Below are 24,692 nucleotides of genomic sequence, written 5' to 3'. Positions count from 1 at the left end.
TCATGACAATTCCACAGCCTTTGGAATCTCCGCCAATAGATACTCAATTAAAAAACTGGCTCCTAAAGATATAGAGTTTTTTTGAGGATACACAATGTATAATTCGCTTTCCGGCATCGTAAGTGAGGGCAATAAGACCGCTAGCTTACCCTTATCAACATAGGGAGATGAGAACATATCGGGCATAAGACCAAACGCTTGGCCTTCTAATATGACTTGTAGCATCATATCTACACTGTTGGTCGTGATGACAGGTTTAACATTAACAACACCAAAGTTTGAGTCCCACTTATTCTCTAAAGTCCCATCAGGCAATCTATAACAGACACTAGGCATAGTTGATAGCTGAAAAATATCACTAGGTTTACCAAACTGATGAATAAAATCATGGCTAGCGACAATTCGCTTTGAGTATGACATTACCCTACGAGCAATTAGATCCGATGGTGGCATCGTTCCCATATGCAAAGCGATATCAAGGCCTTGTTCGCAGAAGTCTTTGTAGCAATTATGAGTATAGAGCACTTCAATATCGAGATCTGGGTAGTTTTTCAGGAAACGTGTTATCAGCGTCACCGTACTACGCTCAGCAGTTGGAGGTAAGCCAATTTTAATCTTACCTGAAGGTGAGAGGTTCACTTTTTTAAGGTTATTACATGCGGTATTAAACGCTTGAAGAGCCAACTTAACATCATGGTAATAAGCCCTACCAAGCGGGGTTAAACTCAGCTGTCTTGTTGACCGTATAAAGAGAGTCACATCTAGCGCAGCTTCTATATCAGCTATTCGGCGACTGATATTTGCCCTTGGTAAATCCAGCTTTTTTGCTACCGCAGAAAAGCTTCCTAACTCTGCAACATCAACGAATAATTGTAAGCTGTCTATTTTCATGACCCCACCTCATTTCCTTATATACTCAAGTTACCTCAAGGTGCTTGTTCAGCGAGAGTTTCTAGGTTTGCCATCGCGGCACTGCTTTGAAGGTCTAGTCGACTACATCAAAAAGCAGTAACAAAGGTGGCGAGCCTAGAAAACTCGCCCTTCGGGAAGCGACTAGCGCCCCGATTTCTGCGTTAAATGTGTTCGAAAGGGGAAAGCCATTCCTTCACACCTTTGCCTTGAACTCGACGCGCTAGACCGCTTCTGAATCCTGCATCTTGAGGTAACTTGAGTATAGTAATATTAGTAAATATCAAGAGTTGTAACCGAACATTATCACCTCCCTGTCCTGTATATGAGGTAAACGCCATTCTAAAATTCTCAAGTCGATTATCGAATGTCGCATTAGGGTATTTTCAATTTCTTAAATTGCAATAATAATCGAGTTCAACTTCAGCTTTGGAATAAAGAGAAAATTAATGAGAAACAACACACTTGAGACTAACCGCAACGGCCTTACTCATACTTTCTACCCCTGTTTTTGCTTCCAGAGAAGAACGTCATGACGCATGATCCTCAAACACTGCTTGGCATGGCGCAATCGATGCAGACAAAGGAAGGATTAACTTAACCACCCCTTTTCTTCCGCAATACGCACCTGCTCGGTAAAGTACGTCCAGAGCGCAGGTGACAGCGTTTCTAGCTCGCTATTTCTCGCGACGACTTGTGCTTTGGTTACGGCTCGTCTTGACCACGTTCCTCCCTCGTTTGCCATGTTCTGCATCACGGGTAACAAACAATCGATCGCATTGGCATAACGCGCATCCGGCGTCTTCGCTTCTTCAAACTCTATCCAAAGTGATTTCAACTCGTCAAACTGCACGTTTGGCAATAGTCCGAATAGTCGATTTGCCGCATTCAGCTCTTTTTCTGCTTGATGCGCAATAGCTTCTGCATCGGCAAACGCAAACACATCGCCGGCATCAATTTCGACCACATCATGAATCAGCAACATTAAAATCACGCGCTGCAAATTAACGGGCTCAACCACATGTTCAACAAGTACATGTGCCATTAATGCAGCATGCCAACTGTGCTCAGCGCTGTTTTCTCGACGATTGTTTTCTGACTTAATGAATGTCTGACGATAGACGGCTTTTAAACGATCCAGCTCATGAACGAAGCCTAGCTGTTTCTCTAATTTATCCATTAGCGTACCTCTTATGATTGTTATATTCGAACCACATGAGCTCGAGTCAATTCGCTCTCCTTGCGATCAAAAAAGCTCGCTAATTGAATTAGCGAGCTTTATTGGTATTTTACGTGTAATTAACGAATGACGTAGTAAAGTGCTGCGCCTACTCCACCCATCTCTCGAAGTGTCTCTGCCGCTATGCCATGAACGAGTTCTACTTCGACATTTTCCAATACCGCTTCAATCAGCAAAGTATCAAAATCATCGGCGTCCATTGGATAAGGCAGATACAGCTTACGTACTTGCCCGTTTTGCAACGCATCCATCACTTCATCCATGCCTGATGCCGCTCGACCACAGGTTTCACCTCGTAGAATAAGCTCTTGAATCAACGCAAGGTCATGCACGGCTTCATACTCGTCCGCAAGGATTGATACTGTTTCTCGCAACTGCTCATCGGTTGCATCAAACGGAATTGGCTCGATTGAAACAAGCTGCTCGGCAACTGCATGATGTAAGTTATTTTTAACGCCGTGTGCAATCTTTAAGTTACCGCCAAACACAATACGGTCAAACAATGGCTCATCCATGAAATAGTCATTGATTTCACCTGCTGCCTCTCGCAACATGCGACGTTCGGTATCCAAATTACGACGCTCAGATGCCTGAGTACGTGTTTTGTTGCCGCCAGGACGCAAGAAGATTCCCTCGCCCAATGAAGATTGCAATGTCCCTTCAGACACTAACGTCGGCACATCCACGAAGACGGTTCGGTGTTCACGCTCCGAGAATAGAACAACCAAGTACTGGCCGTAGCGGTGTAATTGAGACAGCATATGTTTCACTTGCGGAATACCGTAGTAGACGCCAGTCTTTACCGGTAATGGTAAATCAATCACCACGGTATCTGACAGGTCCGTAAAAACAACAACTGAGCGACCTTTGGCTTCATGTTGCTCCAACGTTGAAATAATCTGCTCTTCAATACCGTTCCATGTTAGCGATGCACCATCAAATGTCATTAATGCGTTTTTTTGCTCTTCCGATAAGTTATCGAAAGTATTCTTTAATTCAATCAACCACGCTGGGCGCTCTTTACGATTAAGCGGATTAGCTTGGTCCAAGTTGGCATAAACCGTCAACATATGACTCTGCTCTGGAGAGTTAACAGAGAGAAAGTCACGTAGTGTTTCAAATACTTCTTGAAGAATGTTTTTCATATCGTTCCCAAATAAACGTCGTATGTTTTCGTTGATGAAGAATATAAAGTCTGGAACAACACTAGAGTCAAAGGTTTTTAAATTATTTTATACCGCCTGACGATCAAAGTCACAAAGCTCAATAAAACAACAATTTAAAACTTACATAAAACAAAAAGCCTGAGCACAAACGTATTCAGGCTTAGTACAGGTCTACTGTTGGTTTCTTATGGTGCTTCTCGGTGAGATAGACTTGGTGGTATTGCCTGCCACAGCTGATCTGCTTTTATTTTTTGAAAACCATAGTCATACAAGTCCCACATATATTCTGGCGTAAAACTGTTCTCTTCTTTGGGATTAAAATCTTCGTTGATGTGTGCCAAATGAAAATCTATTTCATGATGTTGGGCGAAATGATATATGTGCTCTACATCTCCGATGCCTTGATTAAGAATTAACGTAGAGATCGATCGTTCAGAAATATCTGACAGTGACAGTCCGACTTCCTCATACTGAGAAATCAACCGTCCATTGCGAATAACATAAAGATGTTGCGGCGACGAACTGGCACGCTCTTCAATGTTAAACCATTGCGGTGCAAACACGACTTGTCGAGATATCCCACCATCGACATGCAGCTCTTGATAGACGGATTCATTGTCAGTAACAGAGATCAACTTCGCTGGAAAAGCGCCCGGAATAGAGCTACTAGCAATGACTAGATCTTGCACTAGCGTTTGCGCTTCGGGTGTCCCCAACTGTGCAATACGCCCAATATCCCAAAGTGCCAGTTTCTGATTATCTAGGTTAGTCGTTCCAATGATTAAGAGTCGACCTTTAGCGCGCTCTGCTGCTAAAGCTGACATGGTCGCCTCATCAATCGCCATTCTGACTTGATCTTCAAAGCCTTGCGTGTTCAAAAATGCCCGCTGCGACAGTACCTTTAACCAACGATTAGTCCGAAACATCGATTCAAGCGGAGTTTGAGTATAGTAGTTCGTCAATTTCTCATCGTAATCACTACCAAGAAAGGCATAAATCGATACAATTGCGCCCGTCGAGATGCCTGTCACAACATCAAACTCCGGACGATCACCACGCTCTGTCCAGCCATTCAGTATCCCAGCCGAAAAAGCCCCATTGACTCCACCTCCAGACAACGCAAGCGCACTGATACCAGCTTCACCCTGCTGTTCCCGGCGATACTGCAGAGCGGATTTTATCTCCTCGACGTAAACATGTTCACTATCACTTACCATTTTTTCATCCCAAAAACGGATCCCCTCAACGGCCATCGGTGCCATTTGCTCACTGCTTTGATGTGAATGACGCTCTGGCGTCGCACATCCCGTCAAGATCAGTAGCAATAGTGCTGCCCCTATTTCACGACAATTTCTCAACACGTTAATCCTCTCTTTCCACTCATATAAACCCAAACGATATCCGCTTAATGTCTGCATTCGAGCGTCAGGAGAGCGGCATAACCAATGAAACTAATTACATACTATCGTGTATAGCTAAATGGTCACTGAATAGCGCGTGAAGCATTGTGCAAAGATAAGACAACATGACGGGTACTGGAGACCAACGCTATCCTGAAACAACAAAAAAGGGGCATCAGTCTCACTGATACCCCTTTGCGTTCAAGCCCACTAATGATGCTTGGCGATCTATTTTTAACCGCCGTCCCGACAGAATATGCTCTCAATCCTCGTTGGTATATATACTCAAGCCACCTCAAGATGCTTGTACAGCGAGAATTTCTAGGTTTGCCATCGAGGCACTGCTTTGAAGATCGAGTGGGCTAAATCAAAAAGCAGTAACAAAGGTGGCGAGCCTAGAAAGCTCGCCCTTCGGGAAGCAACTAGCACCCCGATTTCTGCGTTAAAGGTGTTCGAAAGGGAAGCCATTCCTTCACACCTTTGCCTTGAACTCAACGCGCTAGTCTGCTTCTGAATCCCGCATATTGAGGTGGTTTGAGTAAATAAAGCGTTCATCACTGCTGACGACAATATTATTGTTCAGGAAGTTACGGCCAAGGATCATGCTGTATTCAAAGTCAGACCGATCACGCAGATTGACATTGATTGATTCAACCACATCCCCCATTCTCACTTTAATCCGAATCACCGGACGTACGGTAGCTTGTTCTCCTGGTCGAGGGCGTACACGCATCTTGTTCACAACCTTCTCCGTGAACACCTTCTCATCACCTTGGGCATTTTGATAGGTGAACGTCACCCAAGTCTTGCCATCCTGCTCAAACAACTCAATATCCGTTGCACTTAAAGAACTGACGTCAGCGCCAGTATCTAACTTGGCAGGAAAAGTGAGATCATCAATCATCACTTTTTCAACGTAGCCCGCTTCAATAGGCGATGTTTTCTTTAACAAACCTTCTGAACGTGTGTTCACGAGCAAAGGCGCATCGATAATCGTTGGCGAAATCAACAAACGCGATACGGCATCTTCGCTTTCTTGCAGCGCCAACCGTCGAACTAACGCATGGCCATCAAACTGAAGCTCAGGCTCAACAGTGACGCGCGCGGTTTCACCAATTTGCAGTCGCGACTCAATCGGTAACGTCAACGCATGTTCGTTATGATCAACATCCGTTAAAGTAAAGGCGACATGACTGTTTGCCACCTCTTCCGCTTTCGCAACCGTCAATACAGACGTCCGCATCATTGTTGTTGGTTCCACCAGCACAGGGATACCTTCAATGTTGATCTGCTCCTTGGGACTAATCACGAAAAGGTCTGCTTCATCTGCCCAGGTTGTGATGGTTTTTAACCCGTCATCGGTCAAATATGACTTCGACAAGTCAATAATGAAGAAGCGATTTAAAGTTTCTATCCCCAAACGGAGCTGAGAAGAACTTGAGGAGCGATCGGTCAAATAGACTTGGATATGATCCACCTCTGCATCAGCGCCAAACTGAACTGGCACATACACCAAGGGTTTACGGCCATCACTGAATGGCACCATACGAACGAGCGGCACAGTAAGTGGTTGATGACTCGCGTCTTCCGCATTTAAGTTGAAACGAACTTGCTGTTTTTCTTCATCAATCTCGATATTTTCAGCGTGCAACGAGCTATATCGATTGGACAATGAAAAACTGACCTCGAGCGTTTCTCCATGAATTTTCGCCCGCTCTTTTCGACCAATCACCCGCGCAGAAGATTGACGTTGCAAATAGTCATAACCTGCATCGACCCATGCATTACCGCGCAAGAAGGTCTTACCGATCAAAATAGGGACGGAGAACCCTGATCGATCGGCCAAGTTGACTTCGGTTTCAACACTCATACCCGCGATGGTCATTGGCATGACAACAACCGGTCGGTAAAGGTGACTATCATCGTCTCGAGACTTGACTAAAGCGACTCGCAATAACGGCGCTCGATAGGTCACTTTTTCTCCAGTATGAGGATGAGGGATATCAAACTCCACTTCGATATCGGTAATGTCTTCACGATCACGCAACTCAGTTTTTCGTACTTTGTTATATTCGTGAATGATCGCTTCAATCAATGCATCACCTTCTAAATCACCGTAGATGTCCTCGCGAGGAATGATGCGGATATTCTCTGCATGAATCGATGTTGAATCTGCGCCCGTGTCGATTTTAGCTGGAAAGCCAACACCTGCGAGTGCCGGTACATCGTTGAACTCCACGAGTTCAGTACGACCCAGCACCAGCCTGTCATCAATTTCGGTTGGGTGTGCAAACAGACGGTCCTCACTCTCCATCTGCTTAGGCGGCTTATCGCTCTTCGAAGTTAAAGCGTTATCTGCTGTCATATCGCTTACTGTTCCTGTCTGCTGCTCAGTGAGTGGGGCTTCATCAGCCATCGTCTGCCCGCCACAGATCAGGCTTAACGATAATGCCAGTGTTCGCCAGTAACCTTTCTCCAAAACCTTCTCCACATCAGAAAAATTTAAATACACTCAAGCCAACCCAAGATGCTTGAGTATAATCGAATTGAACCAAACTATTGGCTTAGCCGAAGGGCGCACATGGTAAGAGTAGCCTTTGACCAAATCAATGATTATCACCCTTGAGATATGCCACTAGCCCTACGAATACATTCAGACAGTTAATGGACAGCACATCACAACTAAAGTTGCAAAAGCGCGCGGAGTGTTGAAAAACTGACTTTATTCGCACTTTACTTAAGTTCAAGCAACCTCAAGATGCTTGAGTGTAGACATAACAATAAGGAAAGTTTGATGCAAAAGCGCACGTTACTCAGCTTGGCCCTGCTAAGTGCCAATGTTTTCGCTCAACAAGCTGCCGATGACATCGCCCCTGAACTCAGTAGTGGCGTCAGCGACAAGCAAGCTGTCAACGCAAGTCAATTTATGGTGGCCTCTGCTAACCCACTTGCTACCGAAGCAGGTTATGCGGTGCTAAAGAAAGGGGGTAGTGCCATTGATGCCATGGTCGCCGTACAAACCATGCTCGGTCTCGTAGAACCTCAGTCTTCCGGTTTAGGCGGTGGGGCTTTTCTCGTCTATTACAACGCAGAGAAGCAGCAACTAACCAGTTACGACGGGCGAGAAACCGCGCCCCTCGCGGCGACTCCCGAACTCTTTCTGGATGACAAAGGGCAGCCTCTGGCCTTTTTTGACGCCGTAGTGGGTGGACGCTCTGTGGGAACACCCGGTACGGTCAAACTCATGGCCGATCTCCATCAACAGTATGGCAATCAACCGTGGGCAGAACTCCTTCAACCTGCTTTGCTAACCGCGCAACAGGGTTTCAAAGTATCACCTCGTCTAGCGGGTGCGATTGCGGCTGACCAAAAACGACTCTCTCGGTATCCCGACACGCGGGCTTACTTCTTTACCGCAGAAGGGCAGCCGTTAGCTGAAGGGCACCGACTTAAAAACCCTGACTATGCCAAGACTCTGACTCAGCTTGCGAAAGAAGGGGCTGACGCGTTTTATCATGGACAGATAGCCAGAGACATTGTGCATCGAGTTCAACATGCGGATGGCAACCCGGGAGTATTAGCGCTACGGGACTTCGCCGCTTACGAGATTAAGCAACGGGACGTCATCTGTGCGCCTTATCAACAATACGAAATCTGCGGAATGGGTCCCCCAAGTTCAGGCGCACTGACAATCGGCCAGATCCTTGGCATCGTCAGTCAGTTTGATCTCAAAACCTTGGGGCCGAATAATCCCATCAGTTGGCAGATCATCGGGGATGCCTCTCGCCTCGCCTTTGCTGACAGAGGGAATTACATGGCAGACACTGACTTTGTGCCTATGCCTGAGGGACTACTCGATCCCGATTACCTCAAGTCTCGTGCTGCCTTGATCAACCAAGGTAAGGCGCTAACCGACGTATCGGCAGGGTCTCCCCCATGGCAAACTCCTGTTGCCCGCCAAACCCTACCAGCGATCGAACTCCCCTCAACCACACACATCGTCATTATCGATGCCAAAGGCAACATTGTTTCGATGACCAGCACGATAGAGAATGGCTTTGGCTCTCGCTTGATGAGCAACGGCTTTTTACTCAACAACGAGCTAACCGACTTTGCCTTTGCACCCGTAAAAACTGGTCACTTAATCGCGAATCGCGTCGAACCGGGTAAGCGTCCGCGTTCATCCATGGCGCCCACCATTGTTATGAAAGATGATCAGCCCTACATGGCGATTGGATCACCGGGCGGCTCACGGATAATCGGCTATGTCACCAATGCGCTGATCCGTCACCTCACATGGGACATGGACATCCAACAAGCGATTTCTGCACCTCATGCCCTAAACCGATTCGGCACCTATGACATTGAAGCCGGCACAGCGGCGGAATATCTCCTCGAACCGTTAGAAACCATGGGATTTAAAGTCAATGTGCGCGATCTCAACTCGGGTTTACAAGCGATTTTGCTTGATGGAAAGGGGCTTGTCGGGGCTGCGGATCCTCGCCGAGAAGGCATCGCAATGGGTGAGTAGTACACTCTGATCATCGTGATAAGAACGTTCTACTCATTGCGATCAAGGGCAGCATATCGTGCTGCCCTTTGTCATTATCACACTTGGAGTAAGATCCACTGAAATCGCGCTATGGGCAACACCGTTTATTCACTATAAACAGATGTCTCATTAGTAAGAAATGAGAAGTTAACGAATTGTATCGGCGAAAACTTTCAGTCATTTACCCCTAAATTCACCCATTTTGTTACCCTGCTCCCAAAAATCGGTCAAAACCGCCCTAAAAAAGCGCATTATTTTGTTGGATAAGTGATAAATTACACTCTCTTACATGTAATCGAAATCATTTGAAGATCAAATAGATTGATCTCGTTGCATTCATACAGCTACCGAATCACCAAGTTCGTATGGGTAGCTTCAATGCGATACGCCAACAGGGAGTCGGCATGACACAAGTATACTTGTTTGACTGGGGAGACACGCTGATGCGTGATTTTGTCGATCAACCAGGAAAGATGTGTCATTGGGATACTGTCGAAGCCATGCCCGGTGCCGAAGCGACATTGCAAGCCCTGTCACAGTCACATTCTCTTTATGTAGCAACCAATGCCGCTGATTCCACTGAGGAAGACATTCGTGCGGCGTTCGCCCGAGTCGGCCTTGATCGATTTATCCGCGGTTATTTTTGCCGCCAAAATTTAGGGTTCGACAAATCTCACCCTGACTTTTTCCCCACCATTCTAGAAAAGCTAAACCTCGATGCGTCTCAAGTCACCATGGTCGGTGATAACGTCGAGAAAGATGTATTGCCTGCACTCAATGCAGGTTTATCCGCCTTCTGGTTGTCCCCAACAGAGACGCCTCCAGCGGACTTTGCGCAAATAAAACAGTTATCGGATTTATTAGGTTCCACGCAGATGCACGTTACTCACCTTACGAAAACGGAAGAAATTGATCCGCTGATCCCGCTCCTTTTGCAATTACGCCCTCAATACAGTGCCGAAGAACTCAAAGCACTGATCGAAGTGCAACGTGAGCTGGGTTATCAACTGGTTTATGTCAAAGATAGCGACAAGGTGATCAGTGTGGCGGGCTTTGCGATTAATCAAAAGCTCTCATGGGGACGCGCTATCTACGTTGATGATTTGATAACGGATGAAGTAGCCCGCAACAGGGGTGCAGGCAAACTACTGATCGATTGGATCAAGTCCTACGCCAAAGACAATCATTGTCAACAAGTGCACTTGGATTCCGGTGTTCAACGCTTTGATGCGCATAAGTTTTATCTGCGCGAAGGCTTTAAAATCGCCTCTCATCACTTCTCTTACGACATCGATGCGTGATTGATATTCAACAAAGATAGCCACTTTGCGTGGCTATTTTCACTTCACTCACCCAAGCATGGGCAACACCGCAATCAATAACAAGGCGGCCATACTGTAGTTGAAGCCTTGAATACGTTTGGGATTCGTTAGTAACAACTGCAACTGTTTACCGGCGACTGTCCAAATCAACACCGAAGGTACATTGACCACAGTAAAGGCCAGTGAGACTAAAAGTACTCCTTGCCAGTTTGCTGTCACGTTATAGACACTGATTGCGGTTATCGCCATTGACCATGCTTTAGGATTCACCCATTGGAAATTTGCCGCAGCGATAAAGCTCATTGGTTTAAAACCATCAAATGATTGCGCCTCTGCACGACTTCGCGCAATTTTCCACGCTAAGTAGACCAAATACGCAATACTGACGAACTGCATCCCTTGATGAAGCATAGGGTAACGGGTAAACATCCCCATCAAACCGACCCCGACCAAAATTACCATCACCGCAAAACCTATTACGATGCCCGCCATGTGCGGTACGGTCTGTTTCACACCCACATTGGCACCAGACGTCATGAGCATAATGTTGTTTGGCCCCGGTGAAGCGGTTGAAACAAAAGCAAAAGTCAGTAGCGCCAAAATGTGTTGATATTCCATTTCTATTTCCTTGAGATACACGATCGCCTTCGCAACCCCACCGCGATTATCAGCAACGCTATGGGTGTCGCATAAGCGATACCATTGAAAAGAAACAGAAAGCAGGGCCCTGTTCTGCCTTAAGTTATCGAGCTATTAATAGTATATTACGTCGATCCCGCATCAATTTTTCACCTATTTTTGTTTAATGATTACAACAGAAGCAACGAAATTTCACTATGGACAGATTTGACGAAAGGATATTGCAAGAATTAAAACAAAACGGCAGACTCTCCAATGTCGACCTCGCCGAAAGAGTGGGTCTCTCCCCTTCTGCCACGCTACGCCGAGTACAAGAAATTGAACGTAAAGGCGTGATCAAAGGATACCGAGCCATTCTGGATCCGACGCAAACGGGTATTGGCTTCATTGCCTATGTGACGGTCGGCCTCAACAATCACAGTAAGCACTCTCAACTCGCTTTCGAAGACAGTATCCTCGATGCTGTCGAAGTGACTGAATGCCACAATATTACCGGCGCAAGTGAATACCTATTGCGTGTCGAAACCAAAGATCTCGTCAGCTACAAACGATTCCATTCCGATATTTTGGGAGAGATTCCCCAAGTCAACGCCATCTCCACGCTGGTTGTGATGGGCTCACCGAAGGATGACAGGCAATAAAAAACCGCCTCAAGTGCATCAACTTGAGGCAGTTTTTTCGACGCTACTGCCTCGTCACAGATAAGACAATACCATCCGATTTCAATTGCTGAAGCTCAGGGATGTCGAGGTAAATCATATCTTCACTGTAGTAGGCATCATCATACGCTTCGCCATTACGAATATCCTCGCGTACACCTGAACGCTTGTTGTAAACGAACTTACTGAGTTCAAGCTCTACTTCATTGGCCGTGACATGTTTAACTCGCATTGCACCATAGTTGTAGCCAGGCTCAATATTGTCCAACAACAGGGTAAAGTCAGAAAGATAAACATCATTCGCAACAGGTTGTTTGAGATAGTCTATTGTGTTGCTATCTTCAACCTTGGCATTAATCGTACCGACACCAATTGCGGTTGCTATCAACATGACCCCAGCATACCGCCACCACAGTTTTTTCCCTGCGCATACCTGCGCTTTCACCTCTTTACGAAGCTCAGTTGGCATTTCTTTGTCCATCACTGATTTCTTACAATGCAAACACTCCATGTCGGTGACAGTACTTGTAGGGAAAGTGGGTATCCAATAGAGGTGAAAGTACCGAGCGACACCAAAGGTCGCAAACTGATCATGGTCGCAGTGAGGGCATTTAACCCCCTCTAGTACTGGGCCATTAATCACCTTGCCCCTTGTTCCAAAAAAGATCATAGATTCCTCTCTTAATGTAATGCTGGGGCGCCATGTAGCACAACAAAACCCCGCAAATACATAAACTTACTTAATTAACTCATCACAAATTAACAAAGCTTGAGGTATTCATCTGATAAATATCATTGGAGTGCGAAGCAGTTGGGATAATTATCGAAAACAGCCCGTAACATCGCCATATTTTCGCCACAATTCATCTCAATTGGTCACTTTCCGCCCTCAGGTTCGCCAGTTTTGTTTGGTCTACTAGACACATCAATTAAATTGGAATGGACGCACACTATGATGACGATACACTCAATCAGCGCCAATCGGCTGCTTCTCAAACTCTCTCGCTGGGTCGGCCCTGTGGTCATTCTGATGGCGATCAGTTTGTCTGCCCTTGCTTCACCTCACGAAGAGCAACGAGGTCTTGTCTACTACGACCAACAAGGCGCACAAACCGCGCCATTACTCAACACCGACGTAAAGATGACGATCAGTGGCTTGATTAATCGTGTGACGGTCAAACAGACCTTTACCAATAGCAGTGATAACTGGATCAACGGCGAATACGTTTTTCCACTACCTGACAACGCAGCGGTCGACCAACTACGTCTATGGATTGGTGATCGCTACATTGAGGGAGAGATCCAGCCAAAAGCACAAGCGAGAGAAACGTTTGAGCAAGCCAAACAAGCAGGAAAGAAAGCAAGTTTGGTTGAGCAACAACGTCCGAATCTCTTCACGACTGCGGTGGCCAATGTCGCGCCAAATGAAACCATCATCGTCGAAATCGAGTATCAGCAAAGCGTTAAATATGAAGCTGGCGAGTTTAGTCTGCGCTTCCCCTCAGTCGTTACCCCTAGATACATGGCAGGCCTTCCCACCACCCCACAACAAAGCGACGATACCCTTTTAATCGCACAACACTCAGAGATGCCACCACTCAGCGGCGGTTGGGGCATTGCAACGCCACCGACAAACAAGGTTAACCCGCGTTATCGTCGCGACACCGATCCTGTGCTACCACTTGCCATCAAGGTTGACCTCTTTGCAGGACTTCCGATTGTTCGTATCGACAGCCCTAACTTCAAAATTAAAACCAAAGAGTTAAACAACTTTCATTACCGCGTAACACTGAATGATTCGTCGGTCGCAGACCGAGATTTTGTATTGCGCTGGCGTCCGGCCGCCAATCAACGCCCAAGTGCCGCTTACTTCCAACAAAATAGCGCCCCAGACGGAAAACGATATGGTCTGCTAATGGCACTGCCACCGCAACAAGAGGTCGGCGATTCAGACAACACTCAAATCGGATTCGAACCAATTAAACAGCACATGACCTTTGTATTGGATATCTCTGGCTCTATGCATGGTGAGTCTATCAAGCAAGCAAAAGCCGCCCTCCTGTATGGTCTTGATCGCCTCTCCACGCATGATTGGTTTAACATCATTTTGTTTAACCATGAAGCAAAGACATACCAGCCGCAGCCATTACAAGCGACGCCAGAGCAAATCCGTCGTGCCAAAGCGTTTGTTAACACACTACAAGCAGATGGTGGTACAGAAATGTCACCCGCGCTTAATCTCGCATTCAATCAGCACGCGTTTCCTGATGCGTTAAATCAAGTTGTCTTCATCACCGATGGGGCTGTCAGTAATGAGCAGGCGTTGTTCGAGCAAATCCAAACACAACGCAATGACCGTCGCCTTTTCACTGTGGGGATAGGCTCAGCACCCAACAGTTACTTTATGCGCCGAGCGGCGACAGAAGGACAAGGCACTTATACCTATATCAGTGTCATTAACGATGTAGACAAGCAAATGCGCTTGCTGTTTGACCAAATCTCAAATCCCGTAATGAAAGACATTACCTTACGTTGGGATGACGGCTCAGACGTCGACTATTGGCCGAACCCCATTAATGATCTTTACCTACAACAACCCCTTCAAGTCACCTTTACGATTCCCGAGCAAGCCAATATTTTGATTGTCGAGGGTAAACAAGCAAACCGAGTATGGCGTCACGATGTGCCTGTTGGCGCGATTCGCCATGAAGGTGCGACGGGGCTCAACGTACTTTGGGCTCGCAATAAAATCGACAGTATTGAGCTTGATCCACACCTTAGCAAAACGGATCAACGTGCGAAGATTACCAACCTAGGCATGACGCATCACATTGTCACCGCACATACCAGTCTTGTTGCGGTAGATAAAACGCCAAGCCGGCCAGCACATGAAGAAGCAAAAGACAGTGCCGTCAAATCCCACCTTCCCAACGGCATGGCAGCACCGGTAATGGCGCAGACGGGCAATGGCAGCCTCCTACTCATGCTAATAGGGGGATTGATCAGTTTGTGTAGCGGCACTTTGTTACAACTCGCTCGTCGCCAACAGCGCAAGGAGGCGAAGTAATGACAGTGCCCAATCCTACATCGGTGTCGCACGGCGTGACACCAACACCAGAAAGTGAGCCAGAGTTTCAACGCCACTATGCAGACACTAAGCAAGATAGCGCAAAAATCAAACAGGATAGACGAGCAAGAAAAATGGCAGAAATGAGTGGATTTGCAGCCCCAATGCGCTGGAACATCACAATTTGGCTTTGTGGAATCGTACTCTGCTTCGCGATTATCATGATGGGTAAAGGCGCCTACATCCAAGCAAAAGCGTGGGCCGCTCAATGGCTCATTACTGACGCTTGGCAGCACCAACAAACGCACGGCGAAACCATTCCACCTTGGCCTTGGGCGGATACCTACCCAGTGGCGGCCCTTAGTCTCTCCGAGAATAACGAGATGATGGTACTTGCGGGCGTCAGCGGTCGAAATCTCGCGTTTGGCCCAACACTGCAATTAAATACAGCACAACTTGGTGAAACGGGTAACGTCGTCATTTATGGCCATAACGATACCCATTTTCGCCACTTAGAACACCTCCGCCAAGGCGATACGCTTTCGTTGACCGATGCAAACAACCAAGTGTACCAATATCGTATAGAACGTACCTTTATCGCCCATGAAAGTGAAACGCATTGGGTAAATCAAACCGATGAAGGGCTGCTCACTTTAGTGACTTGCTATCCTTTCAACACAGTGACGCTGAATAGCGACCTTCGCTTTATCGTCAGAGCAGTGAAACTGGCAAGCTAGGATACAAATCAAGTGATGATAAAGGCGCGATTGCGCCTTTATCACTTTTATTTTCCGCCATCACTTCCAACCTTGAAGCCATTTTGTCGTGTCTTTCAGTTCTTGCCAATCAATCAAGTAGGGCGTTTTTGAGATAATCGCTTCTAGGGAGCAGGACACGACCAAACCCTCTTCATCATATTCAACCTCTGTCACCATAAAGTGCTTTTCTCTGCGCACAGGGGCAACAGCCGTCCACTTACTGTTAGCTAATTTAGCGCGGTTTATACGATTTTTACTCACCAAATTACTCTCTTTAAAAAAGCTCACTTCGTCTACGCAACACATAAAAGAAAAGTTCAATTGCGTGACCGTTCAACCACTAATTAGAGAACTCACTCAGTGCAGCTATCGCCATTTCGGCTTTCTCTTTTTGAACAAAAATGTGATCGTGATAAAAGCCCGCAACCACATTGGCACTTATCCCATTCGATGCCAGTTTGGTCGCAAACGCAGCCGTTAACCCGACCGCTTCCAAGCTAGAATGCACGGTTAACGTTATCAGCTTGAATACACCATCAAACGCCAAGTTGGCTGCCAAGGCTTGTGACTCTTCAACAATGAGCGTTAGCCCCTCAGATTCTTGAAACGTCGCAATGGGGTTAAGCGAGAGAAACGCAGAGAGTTCACCTTGCACAGTACAAAAAACATAGTTGCCCGGCTTTAATTGTGGTGACATAGATTTTAGTAGTACATCGAGATCGGTAATCGCAGCCATATCCTCTTCCTTTATTAGCAATCGTCTGTGCTGATTACGATAAGCTGAGTACAATGAATAAGTAAAATTAATACTATTAATAAATCATTAGTATAACTAACTCACTTGGATATTAGCGTTGGTTGAACCTGACTTAGCACGCTTAAAAAAATGGCGCTAAATCGCGCCATTCTGTCTCTGTTATAAAGCGGTCGCTTCGGGGTTTTCGTCAGGCTCTTCCGACTTCTCTACCAACGAGACGTCAAAGATCTCTTCTTCTCCTTCAACTCGCTCAATACTGAGCTCATAGCCCTCTGGCACTTCTTCATCACTGATTTTAATCACGCGATCTGTCACTTCATTGACCGCTTTCACATAGTGCTCTAATTCGGAATTATGCATTCGGTTCGCCCCCCAAATACAAAAACCACCGACAGACGCAATCGGACCCGGATAGATCTGCAAAAATTGCAGAAAGGTCATGCCGGAAGGACTCACCCGGATTTGGTTCGGGCCAAAAATAATAAAGACAGCCCCTACGAACAGTAAGATGAATCCAATCCATAATAGGGGTGAGCTCGAAGAGGAATCGGGGGCATGAGGAAGTGAGATTCGCACTCTGCCAGGAAGATCGTTGATGGTTATTTCGTCTAAAACTTTCGTCATTTTACTATGCCGTCTGATAAGTATTGAGAGTTCAGCCCACTATGCAACTGAATACATTAAAAATAACGACATAACGTACTAAGGTCTTAATACATTTTGCGAGATGTTTTCAAAAAAAAGCGCTGCTTAAGCAGCGCCAAATACACTAATGCGAATCACGCTAAATCGCCGCCATTGCTAGCGATCACTTTCTTATACCAATAGAAGGACTTCTTGCGAGTGCGCGTCAGCGTACCCTTGCCTTTATCATCACGATCCACATGAATAAACCCGTAGCGCTTACTCATTTCGCCTGTCGATGCTGCCACCAGATCAATACAGCCCCAAGGGGTGTAGCCCATCAATGGAATGCCATCCTCTATCGCCTCCCCCATCACTTCGATGTGTGCGCGTAAGTAGTCGATGCGATAGTCATCATTGATATCCCCATCAGCCTCAATCACATCTTTGGCACCTAAGCCATTTTCGACGATAAATAACGGCTTCTGATAGCGATCGTAAAGGGTGTTCATGGTGATACGCAGACCCAAAGGATCAATCACCCATCCCCAATCACTGGCAGCCAAATGGGGGTTTTTAATCGACTTTACAACGTTCGCTTCACTGGTATTGCCATTGTTCATGTCAGCAGAAGCACAACGAGAGGCGTAGTAACTGAAAGAGATAAAGTCGACGGTATGCTTCAGGATCTCCGCGTCCTCTTCGTGAATATCGAGACAAATGCCTTTCTCTCTAAACACACGCTGCGCATAAGATGGGTAGTATCCACGGGCTTGCACATCGATAAAGAACAGGTTCTCTCGATCTTTTTGCAGCGCCATCATCACATCTTCCGGCTTACAGGAATAAGGATAGAAGTTCCCCCCTGCCAACATGCAACCCACTTGGTTTTCTGGATTCACTTCATGGGCGATCTTAGTCACCAAAGCACTGGCGACCAACTCGTGGTGGGCGGCTTGGTACTTGACCTGCTCTTTATTCTCGCCTTCTTTAAACAGTAACCCCGCCCCTGAGAATGGACTATGAAGCAGAATATTGATCTCATTGAACGTCAGCCAATATTTAACGAGCCCATCAAAGGCTTCAAAACAGGTTCGCGCGTAGTGCTCGAAAAAGCCTATCATCTTGCGGTTGCGCCATGAGCCATATTCGTTCACTAGGTGCATCGGCACATCAAAGTGGCAGAGCGTCACTAGCGGCTCAATGCCATGCTTCTTACACTCTTCGAACATCGATTGATAAAATGCGATCCCTTCCGCATTAGGCTCCAACTCATCCCCTTTCGGAAAGATGCGTGCCCACGCAATGGACGTACGAAATACCTTAAATCCCATCTCTGCTAGCAGGGCGATGTCATCTTTGTAGTGATGATAAAAATCGATAGCATCGTGACTTGGGTAGTATTCGTCTGCATCTAAACTCACCTGCTCACGAAGGCCGAGTTTCACTGGCATACGGTTTTCACCATAGGGAATCATATCAACCGTCGTTAAGCCTTTTCCTCCGGCCAAATGTGCCCCTTCGGCTTGGTTGGCAGCAATGGCGCCACCCCACAAAAAATCTGTTGGAAATACCGACATTTCTTATTCTCCTTCATGCAGAAAGCCACCCCTAAGGATGGCTTAGCTTTCAAACTCTCTATCTACGCCGTTACCGGTTTTTCTGGTACGTCGCTTGCTGATTTCGCGGTTTCCGTTTTCGGTTCAGACATGGGATCTTCTTCATCCTCAGGAATGTCATCAAAGCCCAACGCCAAGGTCAGCACAAACGAAAGCACGACCGACAAGGCCATCAACCCCAATACCCACACCAAGCTCATTGGGTCGTTCACATCAATGAACTGCACACTCGTGAACAGACTTGGCGCCGCCATTGAATGGCTCGCAATGCCCGCCATGCCCGCAAGGCCACCGACAATAAAACCAGTGATAAGCGCGGCAATCAAAGGTCGCTTCAAGCGAACTAACACACCATACAAAGCAGGCTCAGAGATACCGGCCATTAAGGCCGACGCACCCGCCGCTGTCGCCGTTTGCTTTAGCGCGATGTTGCGTGTCTTCCACGCCACGGCTAAACATGCGCCACCCATGCCGATATTGGCACCGATTTCCGACGGCATCACCATCGCTTCGGTACCTGTTTCGGCAATGGTTTGAATGATGGTTGGCGTAAACACACGGTGCATACCCGTTAAAACAAGCAATGGCCACAGTGCACCCATGATAGCAACCGCTAGCCACCCTAATGTGCCGTGAATGGTGTATACCAACGCAGAGATGGCTGTACCAATCCAGATACCCATAGGGCCAACCAGTACAATGCCAATTGGGGCAGCAATCAGCACGATCAACATCGGCTTAAGGAAGTTTTTCGTGACGGGAGGTGTGATGCTATCCACCCAACGCTCAATGTAAGAAAGAATCCACGTCATGATCAGCACGGGAATCACCGTGTAGGTGTATCGCACCGAGGTCACAGGAATACCAAACAGATCAACGTGGCGACCATCAGCCGCTTGCGCCATGAGATCGATAAAGTTTGGGTGCAACAACACACCAGCGATACCGATGGCGAGCGACATGTTTGTCTTGAACTTAATTGATGCCGACGCTGCTACCATAATGGGAAGGAAAAAGAAGGCGCCATCACCAATCGTGTTCAACAGAATGATGGTTGAATCATCCGCTTCATAGATGTTGAACATCAGCAGCAACATTGAAGCAAGCTTCACCATAGAGCCACCGATAATCGCTGGGATCAAGGGTGACATGGTACCGACGAGGGCGTCCAACATTTTGGCACCAATCACTTTGGGAGTCAGCTTCACCTTCGCAGGGGCCGCAGTCTCCTTTTCGCTTGTACCATTCACGTTAATCAACGCCATACACGCTTTGTAGGCATCCGCAACATTGTTGCCGATAATCACCTGACATTGATCACCATTGTGTACTACGCCCATCACACCTTTAATGGCTTTAAGTGCGTTAGCATCGATCTTAGTTTCGTCTTGCAGTACAAAGCGCAACCGAGTCATACAGTGGGTAAGGGCAACGACGTTAGCAGCACCACCTAAGTGCGCAATCACCGAGCGAGATACAGCGCTAAAATCTTTCGACATTTTTAACTCCAATTGACATCAGTGTAAGGTCTGGAAGCATGAGTTCTTTTCCGACTCACTTTTTCAACCCAGAAACAGCTGAGATCCCGTCGCCGTTTGAGTGCGGTGACAATAACTCAGCCAAAATAATCAGTTATTGATTGCACGCACGAGAGCGGCAATTTCATCCCATTTCCCTTCATCCATCAGTGAAGAAGGCACCATCCAAAGCCGTTTTCCACTAACGTTCGCGCTAGCGGCTCTGCGTGTTCGGCATCATTGATCGCCACAACAGGGACAACACCAATGGCAGATAAACGTTGTTCAAGTGTCAGCATGAGCATCCTCAATCATTCACGGAGTGATACAACGCAAGCACGCTATAGAAATACGTTTCAGTGCCCACGCTTGCTTCAATCTCCCTCCTCAACGGGTAAATCGGTTTTTTACTTTTTCCTTGTGTGGTTCTTCACAACATTAAAAGTTACGGGTAACATGTTACCGATAACATCAGTAAAATAAACTCGAATCTGCAGCAGAGTCAAAATATGAGAGTTTGATCAAGTTTTGGCTAAGGAGAGAGAATTTTGGGGAAATGCATCATTGTGATGGGGGTCTCTGGCTCAGGCAAAAGTAGCGTCGGCGCGGGAATTGCTGAAGCACTGCATGCCAAGTTTATCGATGGCGATGACCTTCATCCTAAAGCAAACATAGACAAGATGGCCCTTGGCGAACCACTCAATGACAGTGATCGCTCGCCATGGTTAGAGCGCATTCGTGATGCGGTCTACAGCCTAAATCAAAAGCATGAGCAAGGGGTCATCGTCTGTTCATCACTGAAAAAAAGCTATCGCGATCAAATTCGTAACGGCAACACCAACCTGGTTTTCGTTTATCTCGATGGCGACTTTGACTTGATTCGTCATCGTATGGCAGCGCGCCAAGGTCACTTTATGAAAGAGTCCATGCTGCGCAGTCAATTTGATGCACTGGAGTGCCCAACGTCAGAAAAGGATGTCATCCACATTACGATTGATCAGCCGCTCGAAGATATTGTTCGACATGCGGCGCAAGCCATCACTGATTTTGATCATCACGATCACCCAACACGAGAGGCCACCGGATGATTCACCCAACTGTTAACGCTGTGACACAACGTATTGAAGCGCGCAGTGCCACGCTTCGCCAAGCATTTGAAGCAAAAACAGCCGCGCAAAAAGCGGCTGGCAAAGGTCGGGGGCAACTCTCTTGTGGCAACCTCGCCCATGCTGTCGCCGCAAACTGCCAATCCGACAAAGAGAAAATTCTCGACTTTACCCGCGCCAACGTTGCCATTATCTCTGCCTACAACGACATGCTGAGCGCCCACCAGCTCTATCATGACTACCCTGACAAAATAAAAACAACCTTGGCTGATCTTGGCCATACTGCACAGGTGGCTGGCTGTGTACCGGCAATGTGTGACGGCGTAACGCAGGGGCAAGCAGGGATGGACATGTCGCTGTTCTCCCGTGACCTCATCGCGCAGAGTACCGCTTTCTCACTGAGCCATAACCTCTTTGATGCCACGCTATTACTGGGTATTTGCGATAAAATCGCTCCGGGACAACTCATGGGCGCGTTAAGCTACGCCCATCTTCCAACCGCCTTTGTACCCGCAGGCCCGATGGCAACTGGCATTACCAATGATGAGAAGGTCTCTGTCCGTCAGCAATACGTCGCCGGAAAAGTTGATAAAGATGCCCTGTTGAAGATGGAGTGTCAGGCTTATCATAGCGGTGGCACTTGTACCTTTTACGGTACGGCCAACACCAATCAGCTAGTCTTTGAAGCCATGGGATTAATGCTACCCGGCTCAGCGTTTGTGCCGCCACACTCTGCGTTGCGAGAGGCCCTGACAAACTATGCCGCACGCACAACCGCCAGCATGACCGTCGATACCCCGCAATATCGTCCATTGGTCGACGTTTTTACCGCCAAGAACTTGGTCAACGGACTCATCGCGCTGCTTGCCTCCGGTGGAAGCACTAACCACAGCATTCATATGGTTGCCATTGCGCGTGCGGCGGGTTATCAACTGACATGGCAAGATATTAGCGATCTCTCGGATGTTGTGCCGCTGCTCGTGAAAATGTACCCCAATGGGCCACTGGACATTAACGCCTTTGAAGAGGCTGGTGGTGTACCCGCGTTGATGCGACGCCTCTATGAGCTTGGTTTACTCCACAGCGAAGTAAAAACCGCCTTCGGCGAGTTTGAAGACCAACTTACCACCCCCATCCTCAAAGATGGCCAACTAAACTGGGTAGCCAGCAATGGCTCAACCAATCCGGATGTTATTGCTGCGAGTGGTGAACACTTTCAATCAACGGGTGGGACAAAGGTGTTAAGAGGTAACCTAGGGCAAGCCGTGATCAAAGTGTCTGCCGTTGCAAAAGCACATCAACGAATCGCTGCCCCTGCACGTGTGTTTAATTGTCAACACGCGGTAGAAGCCGCATACAAAGCCGGGGAACTCACCCAAGACTGCGTTATTGTCGTACGCTTCAATGGCCCAGCCGCGAATGGCATGCCAGAGCTTCACAAGTTAATGCCCATCCTTGGCAACATACAAAAAGCAGGGCACAAAGTCGCACTGGTCACGGATGGAAGGTTGTCGGGTGCTTCCGGTAAAATTCCCGCGGCGATTCATGTCTCTCCTGAAGCCTTACGGGGCGGGGCCATTGCCCTGATACAAGATGGGGATATGCTAAGCCTAGATTGTCAAACAGGTGAGCTTCAGGTGCTTAACAGTTTAGAGGGACGCACGCCCGCGACAAAAGAGACAGAAAGAGAACAGCAAACATGGGGACGTGATTTGTTCCGGGTTTTCCGGCAGTCCGTTTCAAGTGCAGAAGACGGTGCCAGCTTTCTGTTTTAACGCACTTCGTGTTCCTTAGGCCATGCTGACTCCCCCCTATTGGTATGGCCAACCAAAAAGCCCTTCGATACGATATCGAAGGGCTTTTTACTCAGGCATTAATCGTAACGATTAATTCAGTTTGTACATCTCAGGTAGTTGAAACTCGCCTTCATAGACTACTGGCTTAGGCTCATAGAGACGCACTTGCAACATGAAATCATCATTCGGCGCAGGTAACCAGTTCGCTAATTGTTTGGCATCTTCTGGCTTTTGATGAGAAATGTAAATCGTCAGCGAACCATCTTGATTGTATTGTAAGGTTTCGTCCATCGAGCCGACTTTGTATCGATTGATTTCATTCTCAACCATAAAACGGTCAGTCGCATCGTACATGGTCAATGACCAGAACCCACCCAGTTCATAGTTTACTGCCATATCCGCTGGGAAAGTAATCTCGTACTGGTTTTCACCGTGCAGTTGGTTACCTTGGTCATCAACATAACGCTTTGGATACATAGCGCGTTCTGGCGAGTTTAGACCGATTGAGTTCATGTTGACCGCGGCACGTTGTAGATAATCTGCCCCATAACGGCCGGCTTCATATTCCCAGTTCCAACCATTAACTGGCGTATCACTGTACATCGCAGCATCGCGAACAATTGCGAAACCATCCGCAAACGCTTGCTCCAATGCGGCTTTACGTACATCACTCAGCGCATCAATACCTTCACTACCAATACCAATGTATTCAAATGGCGCGACAATCTCGTGGTCACGAGCAAGTGGATTCTCGCTCAAGGTTTTATCTAGGCGTTTAAACCACTCCAAACCCGCTGGGAAAACCACTTCAGGCGCTACCGTTGCCACAGCAGGCTCTGGCTGTACGCCGCCATGCGGATAAGCGTCTAATGGCATCATGCGAAACTCAGCTTGCAGCTCACGCGCTATCGCTTCATCAGCGCTGTTCTTCACGCCTAAGCGACCCGCTAGCCAAATGTATCGCGTATCTGAGTAGTAAACCGGTAACCCTTCTGGTAACTCGCCCTCATACCCTGCTTTCGCCAACACAAAATAGCCGCCATCATTACCGACAGTCGCATTGCTCAAGTCCACCACTGACTCGGTATACATATCGACAATTTGCTGCATCCAGTAGCGATCTTTCACTTCTGGTACATAGAGCACTTGAGGCTGCGCTTCAAGATCTGCCCAACCTTGAATGTAAAGTGTGTCATTGTTAGGCGTGGTATAAGAACGATCGCGGTAATCCCACAAGCGCGTAATCGGCCCAAGCTGATTGATAGGCGCTTGACCATTATTCATTGGCTTATCAACGGACGTTTGCAGTTCTAGTGCGACATCCATCATGACTGGCGCCCAACCATAGACGACTGCTTGGACACCTAAAGCATACGCATAATTGAACTCTGCGGTTTCACGGGCATTGCGCTGCTCCACCTGTTGTTCAACGGGCGCGGCTACCGCTGGGGCTATGCTCGTGGTCGCGGTCATTCCAGCTGCAGTCAGTACCGCCGCAATGGTCACTGTGAGTAGACGTTTTTTCATCATTTCCACCTTGATAGTTAATCTTGTCATTGGA

At 47.4% G+C, this 24,692-nt stretch carries 20 protein-coding genes and 1 pseudogene; 7 read left to right on the top strand and 14 right to left on the bottom strand.

The window, feature by feature from the left end; all coding sequences use genetic code 11:
- From TSUB_RS17675 to TSUB_RS17655, 5 genes are all read right to left on the bottom strand, one after another.
- The gene (locus tag TSUB_RS17675; protein ID WP_087022718.1) at positions 1 to 891 is read right to left on the bottom strand and encodes a LysR family transcriptional regulator; all 891 of its coding nucleotides are present in this window, start codon (positions 889 to 891) and stop codon (positions 1 to 3) included.
- Between the two features lie 610 nt (positions 892 to 1,501).
- Positions 1,502 to 2,089 carry an HD domain-containing protein gene (locus TSUB_RS17670; protein ID WP_087018254.1) on the bottom strand — a complete coding sequence of 196 codons (588 nt, stop codon included), beginning with the start codon at positions 2,087 to 2,089 and terminating at the stop codon, positions 1,502 to 1,504.
- Positions 2,090 to 2,208: 119 nt separating this feature from the next.
- Positions 2,209 to 3,294 carry a baeRF10 domain-containing protein gene (locus TSUB_RS17665; RefSeq protein ID WP_087018253.1) on the bottom strand — a complete coding sequence of 362 codons (1,086 nt, stop codon included), beginning with the start codon at positions 3,292 to 3,294 and terminating at the stop codon, positions 2,209 to 2,211.
- Positions 3,295 to 3,500: 206 nt separating this feature from the next.
- Entirely contained in the window at positions 3,501 to 4,676 is a 1,176-nt protein-coding gene (locus TSUB_RS17660) for a patatin-like phospholipase family protein (RefSeq protein ID WP_221274628.1), read from the bottom strand.
- A gap of 538 nt (positions 4,677 to 5,214) precedes the next feature.
- Positions 5,215 to 7,194 carry a putative ATP-dependent zinc protease gene (locus tag TSUB_RS17655; protein ID WP_087018251.1) on the bottom strand — a complete coding sequence of 660 codons (1,980 nt, stop codon included), beginning with the start codon at positions 7,192 to 7,194 and terminating at the stop codon, positions 5,215 to 5,217.
- Positions 7,195 to 7,509: 315 nt separating this feature from the next.
- On the opposite strand from TSUB_RS17655, the gene ggt reads away from it, so the two are divergent.
- Together ggt and TSUB_RS25260 are read left to right on the top strand one after the other, a co-directional pair.
- On the top strand, positions 7,510 to 9,246 hold the full coding sequence (gene ggt / locus TSUB_RS17650; RefSeq protein ID WP_087018249.1) for a gamma-glutamyltransferase: 1,737 nt from the start codon (positions 7,510 to 7,512) through the stop codon (positions 9,244 to 9,246).
- A 425-nt stretch (positions 9,247 to 9,671) separates the two neighbouring features.
- Positions 9,672 to 10,568 carry a GNAT family N-acetyltransferase gene (locus TSUB_RS25260; RefSeq protein WP_343231786.1) on the top strand — a complete coding sequence of 299 codons (897 nt, stop codon included), beginning with the start codon at positions 9,672 to 9,674 and terminating at the stop codon, positions 10,566 to 10,568.
- Positions 10,569 to 10,616: 48 nt separating this feature from the next.
- Here the strand turns inward: TSUB_RS25260 and TSUB_RS17635 are convergent, their stop codons facing one another.
- Entirely contained in the window at positions 10,617 to 11,207 is a 591-nt protein-coding gene (locus TSUB_RS17635) for a LysE family translocator (RefSeq protein ID WP_087018247.1), read from the bottom strand.
- A gap of 218 nt (positions 11,208 to 11,425) precedes the next feature.
- Between TSUB_RS17635 and TSUB_RS17630 the strand changes: the two genes are divergently transcribed.
- Positions 11,426 to 11,869 carry an Lrp/AsnC family transcriptional regulator gene (locus TSUB_RS17630; protein ID WP_087018245.1) on the top strand — a complete coding sequence of 148 codons (444 nt, stop codon included), beginning with the start codon at positions 11,426 to 11,428 and terminating at the stop codon, positions 11,867 to 11,869.
- Positions 11,870 to 11,912: 43 nt separating this feature from the next.
- Here the strand turns inward: TSUB_RS17630 and TSUB_RS17625 are convergent, their stop codons facing one another.
- Positions 11,913 to 12,557 carry a hypothetical protein gene (locus TSUB_RS17625; RefSeq protein WP_159064831.1) on the bottom strand — a complete coding sequence of 215 codons (645 nt, stop codon included), beginning with the start codon at positions 12,555 to 12,557 and terminating at the stop codon, positions 11,913 to 11,915.
- Between the two features lie 282 nt (positions 12,558 to 12,839).
- Here TSUB_RS17625 and TSUB_RS17620 point away from each other — a divergent pair, with 282 nt between their 5' ends.
- Together TSUB_RS17620 and TSUB_RS17615 are read left to right on the top strand one after the other, a co-directional pair.
- Positions 12,840 to 14,954 (top strand): marine proteobacterial sortase target protein, encoded by a 2,115-nt coding sequence (locus TSUB_RS17620; protein WP_087018241.1) that lies wholly within the window; start codon positions 12,840 to 12,842, stop codon positions 14,952 to 14,954.
- Positions 14,954 to 15,691: a class GN sortase gene (locus TSUB_RS17615; protein WP_087018239.1), complete on the top strand. Its 738-nt coding sequence runs from the start codon at positions 14,954 to 14,956 to the stop codon at positions 15,689 to 15,691. The genes TSUB_RS17620 and TSUB_RS17615 overlap by 1 nt, the downstream gene beginning before the upstream one ends.
- 60 nt (positions 15,692 to 15,751) lie before the next feature.
- Here the strand turns inward: TSUB_RS17615 and TSUB_RS17610 are convergent, their stop codons facing one another.
- The 6 genes and pseudogenes from TSUB_RS17610 to TSUB_RS17585 all read right to left on the bottom strand — a co-directional run.
- Positions 15,752 to 15,973, bottom strand: coding sequence for a TIGR02450 family Trp-rich protein (locus TSUB_RS17610; RefSeq protein WP_246616506.1), 222 nt, complete (start codon positions 15,971 to 15,973; stop codon positions 15,752 to 15,754).
- Positions 15,974 to 16,052: 79 nt separating this feature from the next.
- Positions 16,053 to 16,448 (bottom strand): ACT domain-containing protein, encoded by a 396-nt coding sequence (locus tag TSUB_RS17605; protein ID WP_192867828.1) that lies wholly within the window; start codon positions 16,446 to 16,448, stop codon positions 16,053 to 16,055.
- Positions 16,449 to 16,628: 180 nt separating this feature from the next.
- Positions 16,629 to 17,093 carry a hypothetical protein gene (locus TSUB_RS17600; RefSeq protein ID WP_087018235.1) on the bottom strand — a complete coding sequence of 155 codons (465 nt, stop codon included), beginning with the start codon at positions 17,091 to 17,093 and terminating at the stop codon, positions 16,629 to 16,631.
- A 155-nt stretch (positions 17,094 to 17,248) separates the two neighbouring features.
- A complete protein-coding gene (locus tag TSUB_RS17595; RefSeq protein ID WP_087018233.1) occupies positions 17,249 to 18,673 on the bottom strand; it encodes a 6-phospho-beta-glucosidase in 1,425 nt (474 codons plus the stop codon).
- Between the two features lie 62 nt (positions 18,674 to 18,735).
- The gene (ascF, locus tag TSUB_RS17590) at positions 18,736 to 20,211 is read right to left on the bottom strand and encodes a PTS cellobiose/arbutin/salicin transporter subunit IIBC (protein ID WP_087018231.1); all 1,476 of its coding nucleotides are present in this window, start codon (positions 20,209 to 20,211) and stop codon (positions 18,736 to 18,738) included.
- 209 nt (positions 20,212 to 20,420) lie between these two features.
- Positions 20,421 to 20,528: pseudogene (locus tag TSUB_RS17585) on the bottom strand (bifunctional 4-hydroxy-2-oxoglutarate aldolase/2-dehydro-3-deoxy-phosphogluconate aldolase); the annotation flags it as partial.
- A 246-nt stretch (positions 20,529 to 20,774) separates the two neighbouring features.
- Here TSUB_RS17585 and TSUB_RS17580 point away from each other — a divergent pair.
- Both TSUB_RS17580 and edd read left to right on the top strand, forming a co-directional pair.
- Complete coding sequence (locus tag TSUB_RS17580; RefSeq protein WP_087018229.1) at positions 20,775 to 21,317, top strand: gluconokinase; 543 nt, start codon at positions 20,775 to 20,777, stop codon at positions 21,315 to 21,317.
- Positions 21,314 to 23,110 (top strand): phosphogluconate dehydratase, encoded by a 1,797-nt coding sequence (gene edd, locus TSUB_RS17575; protein ID WP_087018227.1) that lies wholly within the window; start codon positions 21,314 to 21,316, stop codon positions 23,108 to 23,110. The genes TSUB_RS17580 and edd overlap by 4 nt, the downstream gene beginning before the upstream one ends.
- A 111-nt stretch (positions 23,111 to 23,221) precedes the next feature.
- On the opposite strand, the gene TSUB_RS17570 is transcribed toward edd, so the two are convergent.
- On the bottom strand, positions 23,222 to 24,688 hold the full coding sequence (locus tag TSUB_RS17570) for a DUF1254 domain-containing protein (protein WP_087018225.1): 1,467 nt from the start codon (positions 24,686 to 24,688) through the stop codon (positions 23,222 to 23,224).
- Positions 24,689 to 24,692 lie beyond the last annotated feature (4 nt).

The sequence above is a fragment of the Thaumasiovibrio subtropicus genome (assembly GCF_019703835.1).
Classification (GTDB): Bacteria; Pseudomonadota; Gammaproteobacteria; order Enterobacterales; family Vibrionaceae; genus Thaumasiovibrio; species Thaumasiovibrio subtropicus.
The sequence above is the reverse complement of the archived record's forward strand: the minus strand, read 5'-3'. Positions and strand labels throughout refer to the sequence as shown.

What these genes read in the sequence shown, in the direction of transcription:
- TSUB_RS17615 (WP_087018239.1), top strand. Translation starts at nt 14,954, where the DNA reads ATGACAGTGCCCAATCCTACATCGGTGTCGCACGGCGTGACACCAACA.
- ggt (WP_087018249.1), top strand. Translation starts at nt 7,510, where the DNA reads ATGCAAAAGCGCACGTTACTCAGCTTGGCCCTGCTAAGTGCCAATGTT.
- TSUB_RS17665 (WP_087018253.1), bottom strand. Translation starts at nt 3,294, where the DNA reads ATGAAAAACATTCTTCAAGAAGTATTTGAAACACTACGTGACTTTCTC.
- TSUB_RS17620 (WP_087018241.1), top strand. Translation starts at nt 12,840, where the DNA reads ATGATGACGATACACTCAATCAGCGCCAATCGGCTGCTTCTCAAACTC.
- TSUB_RS17675 (WP_087022718.1), bottom strand. Translation starts at nt 891, where the DNA reads ATGAAAATAGACAGCTTACAATTATTCGTTGATGTTGCAGAGTTAGGA.
- TSUB_RS25260 (WP_343231786.1), top strand. Translation starts at nt 9,672, where the DNA reads ATGACACAAGTATACTTGTTTGACTGGGGAGACACGCTGATGCGTGAT.
- TSUB_RS17630 (WP_087018245.1), top strand. Translation starts at nt 11,426, where the DNA reads ATGGACAGATTTGACGAAAGGATATTGCAAGAATTAAAACAAAACGGC.
- TSUB_RS17625 (WP_159064831.1), bottom strand. Translation starts at nt 12,557, where the DNA reads ATGATCTTTTTTGGAACAAGGGGCAAGGTGATTAATGGCCCAGTACTA.
- ascF (WP_087018231.1), bottom strand. Translation starts at nt 20,211, where the DNA reads ATGTCGAAAGATTTTAGCGCTGTATCTCGCTCGGTGATTGCGCACTTA.
- edd (WP_087018227.1), top strand. Translation starts at nt 21,314, where the DNA reads ATGATTCACCCAACTGTTAACGCTGTGACACAACGTATTGAAGCGCGC.
- TSUB_RS17670 (WP_087018254.1), bottom strand. Translation starts at nt 2,089, where the DNA reads ATGGATAAATTAGAGAAACAGCTAGGCTTCGTTCATGAGCTGGATCGT.
- TSUB_RS17605 (WP_192867828.1), bottom strand. Translation starts at nt 16,448, where the DNA reads ATGGCTGCGATTACCGATCTCGATGTACTACTAAAATCTATGTCACCA.
- TSUB_RS17595 (WP_087018233.1), bottom strand. Translation starts at nt 18,673, where the DNA reads ATGTCGGTATTTCCAACAGATTTTTTGTGGGGTGGCGCCATTGCTGCC.
- TSUB_RS17600 (WP_087018235.1), bottom strand. Translation starts at nt 17,093, where the DNA reads ATGACGAAAGTTTTAGACGAAATAACCATCAACGATCTTCCTGGCAGA.
- TSUB_RS17570 (WP_087018225.1), bottom strand. Translation starts at nt 24,688, where the DNA reads ATGACAAGATTAACTATCAAGGTGGAAATGATGAAAAAACGTCTACTC.
- TSUB_RS17635 (WP_087018247.1), bottom strand. Translation starts at nt 11,207, where the DNA reads ATGGAATATCAACACATTTTGGCGCTACTGACTTTTGCTTTTGTTTCA.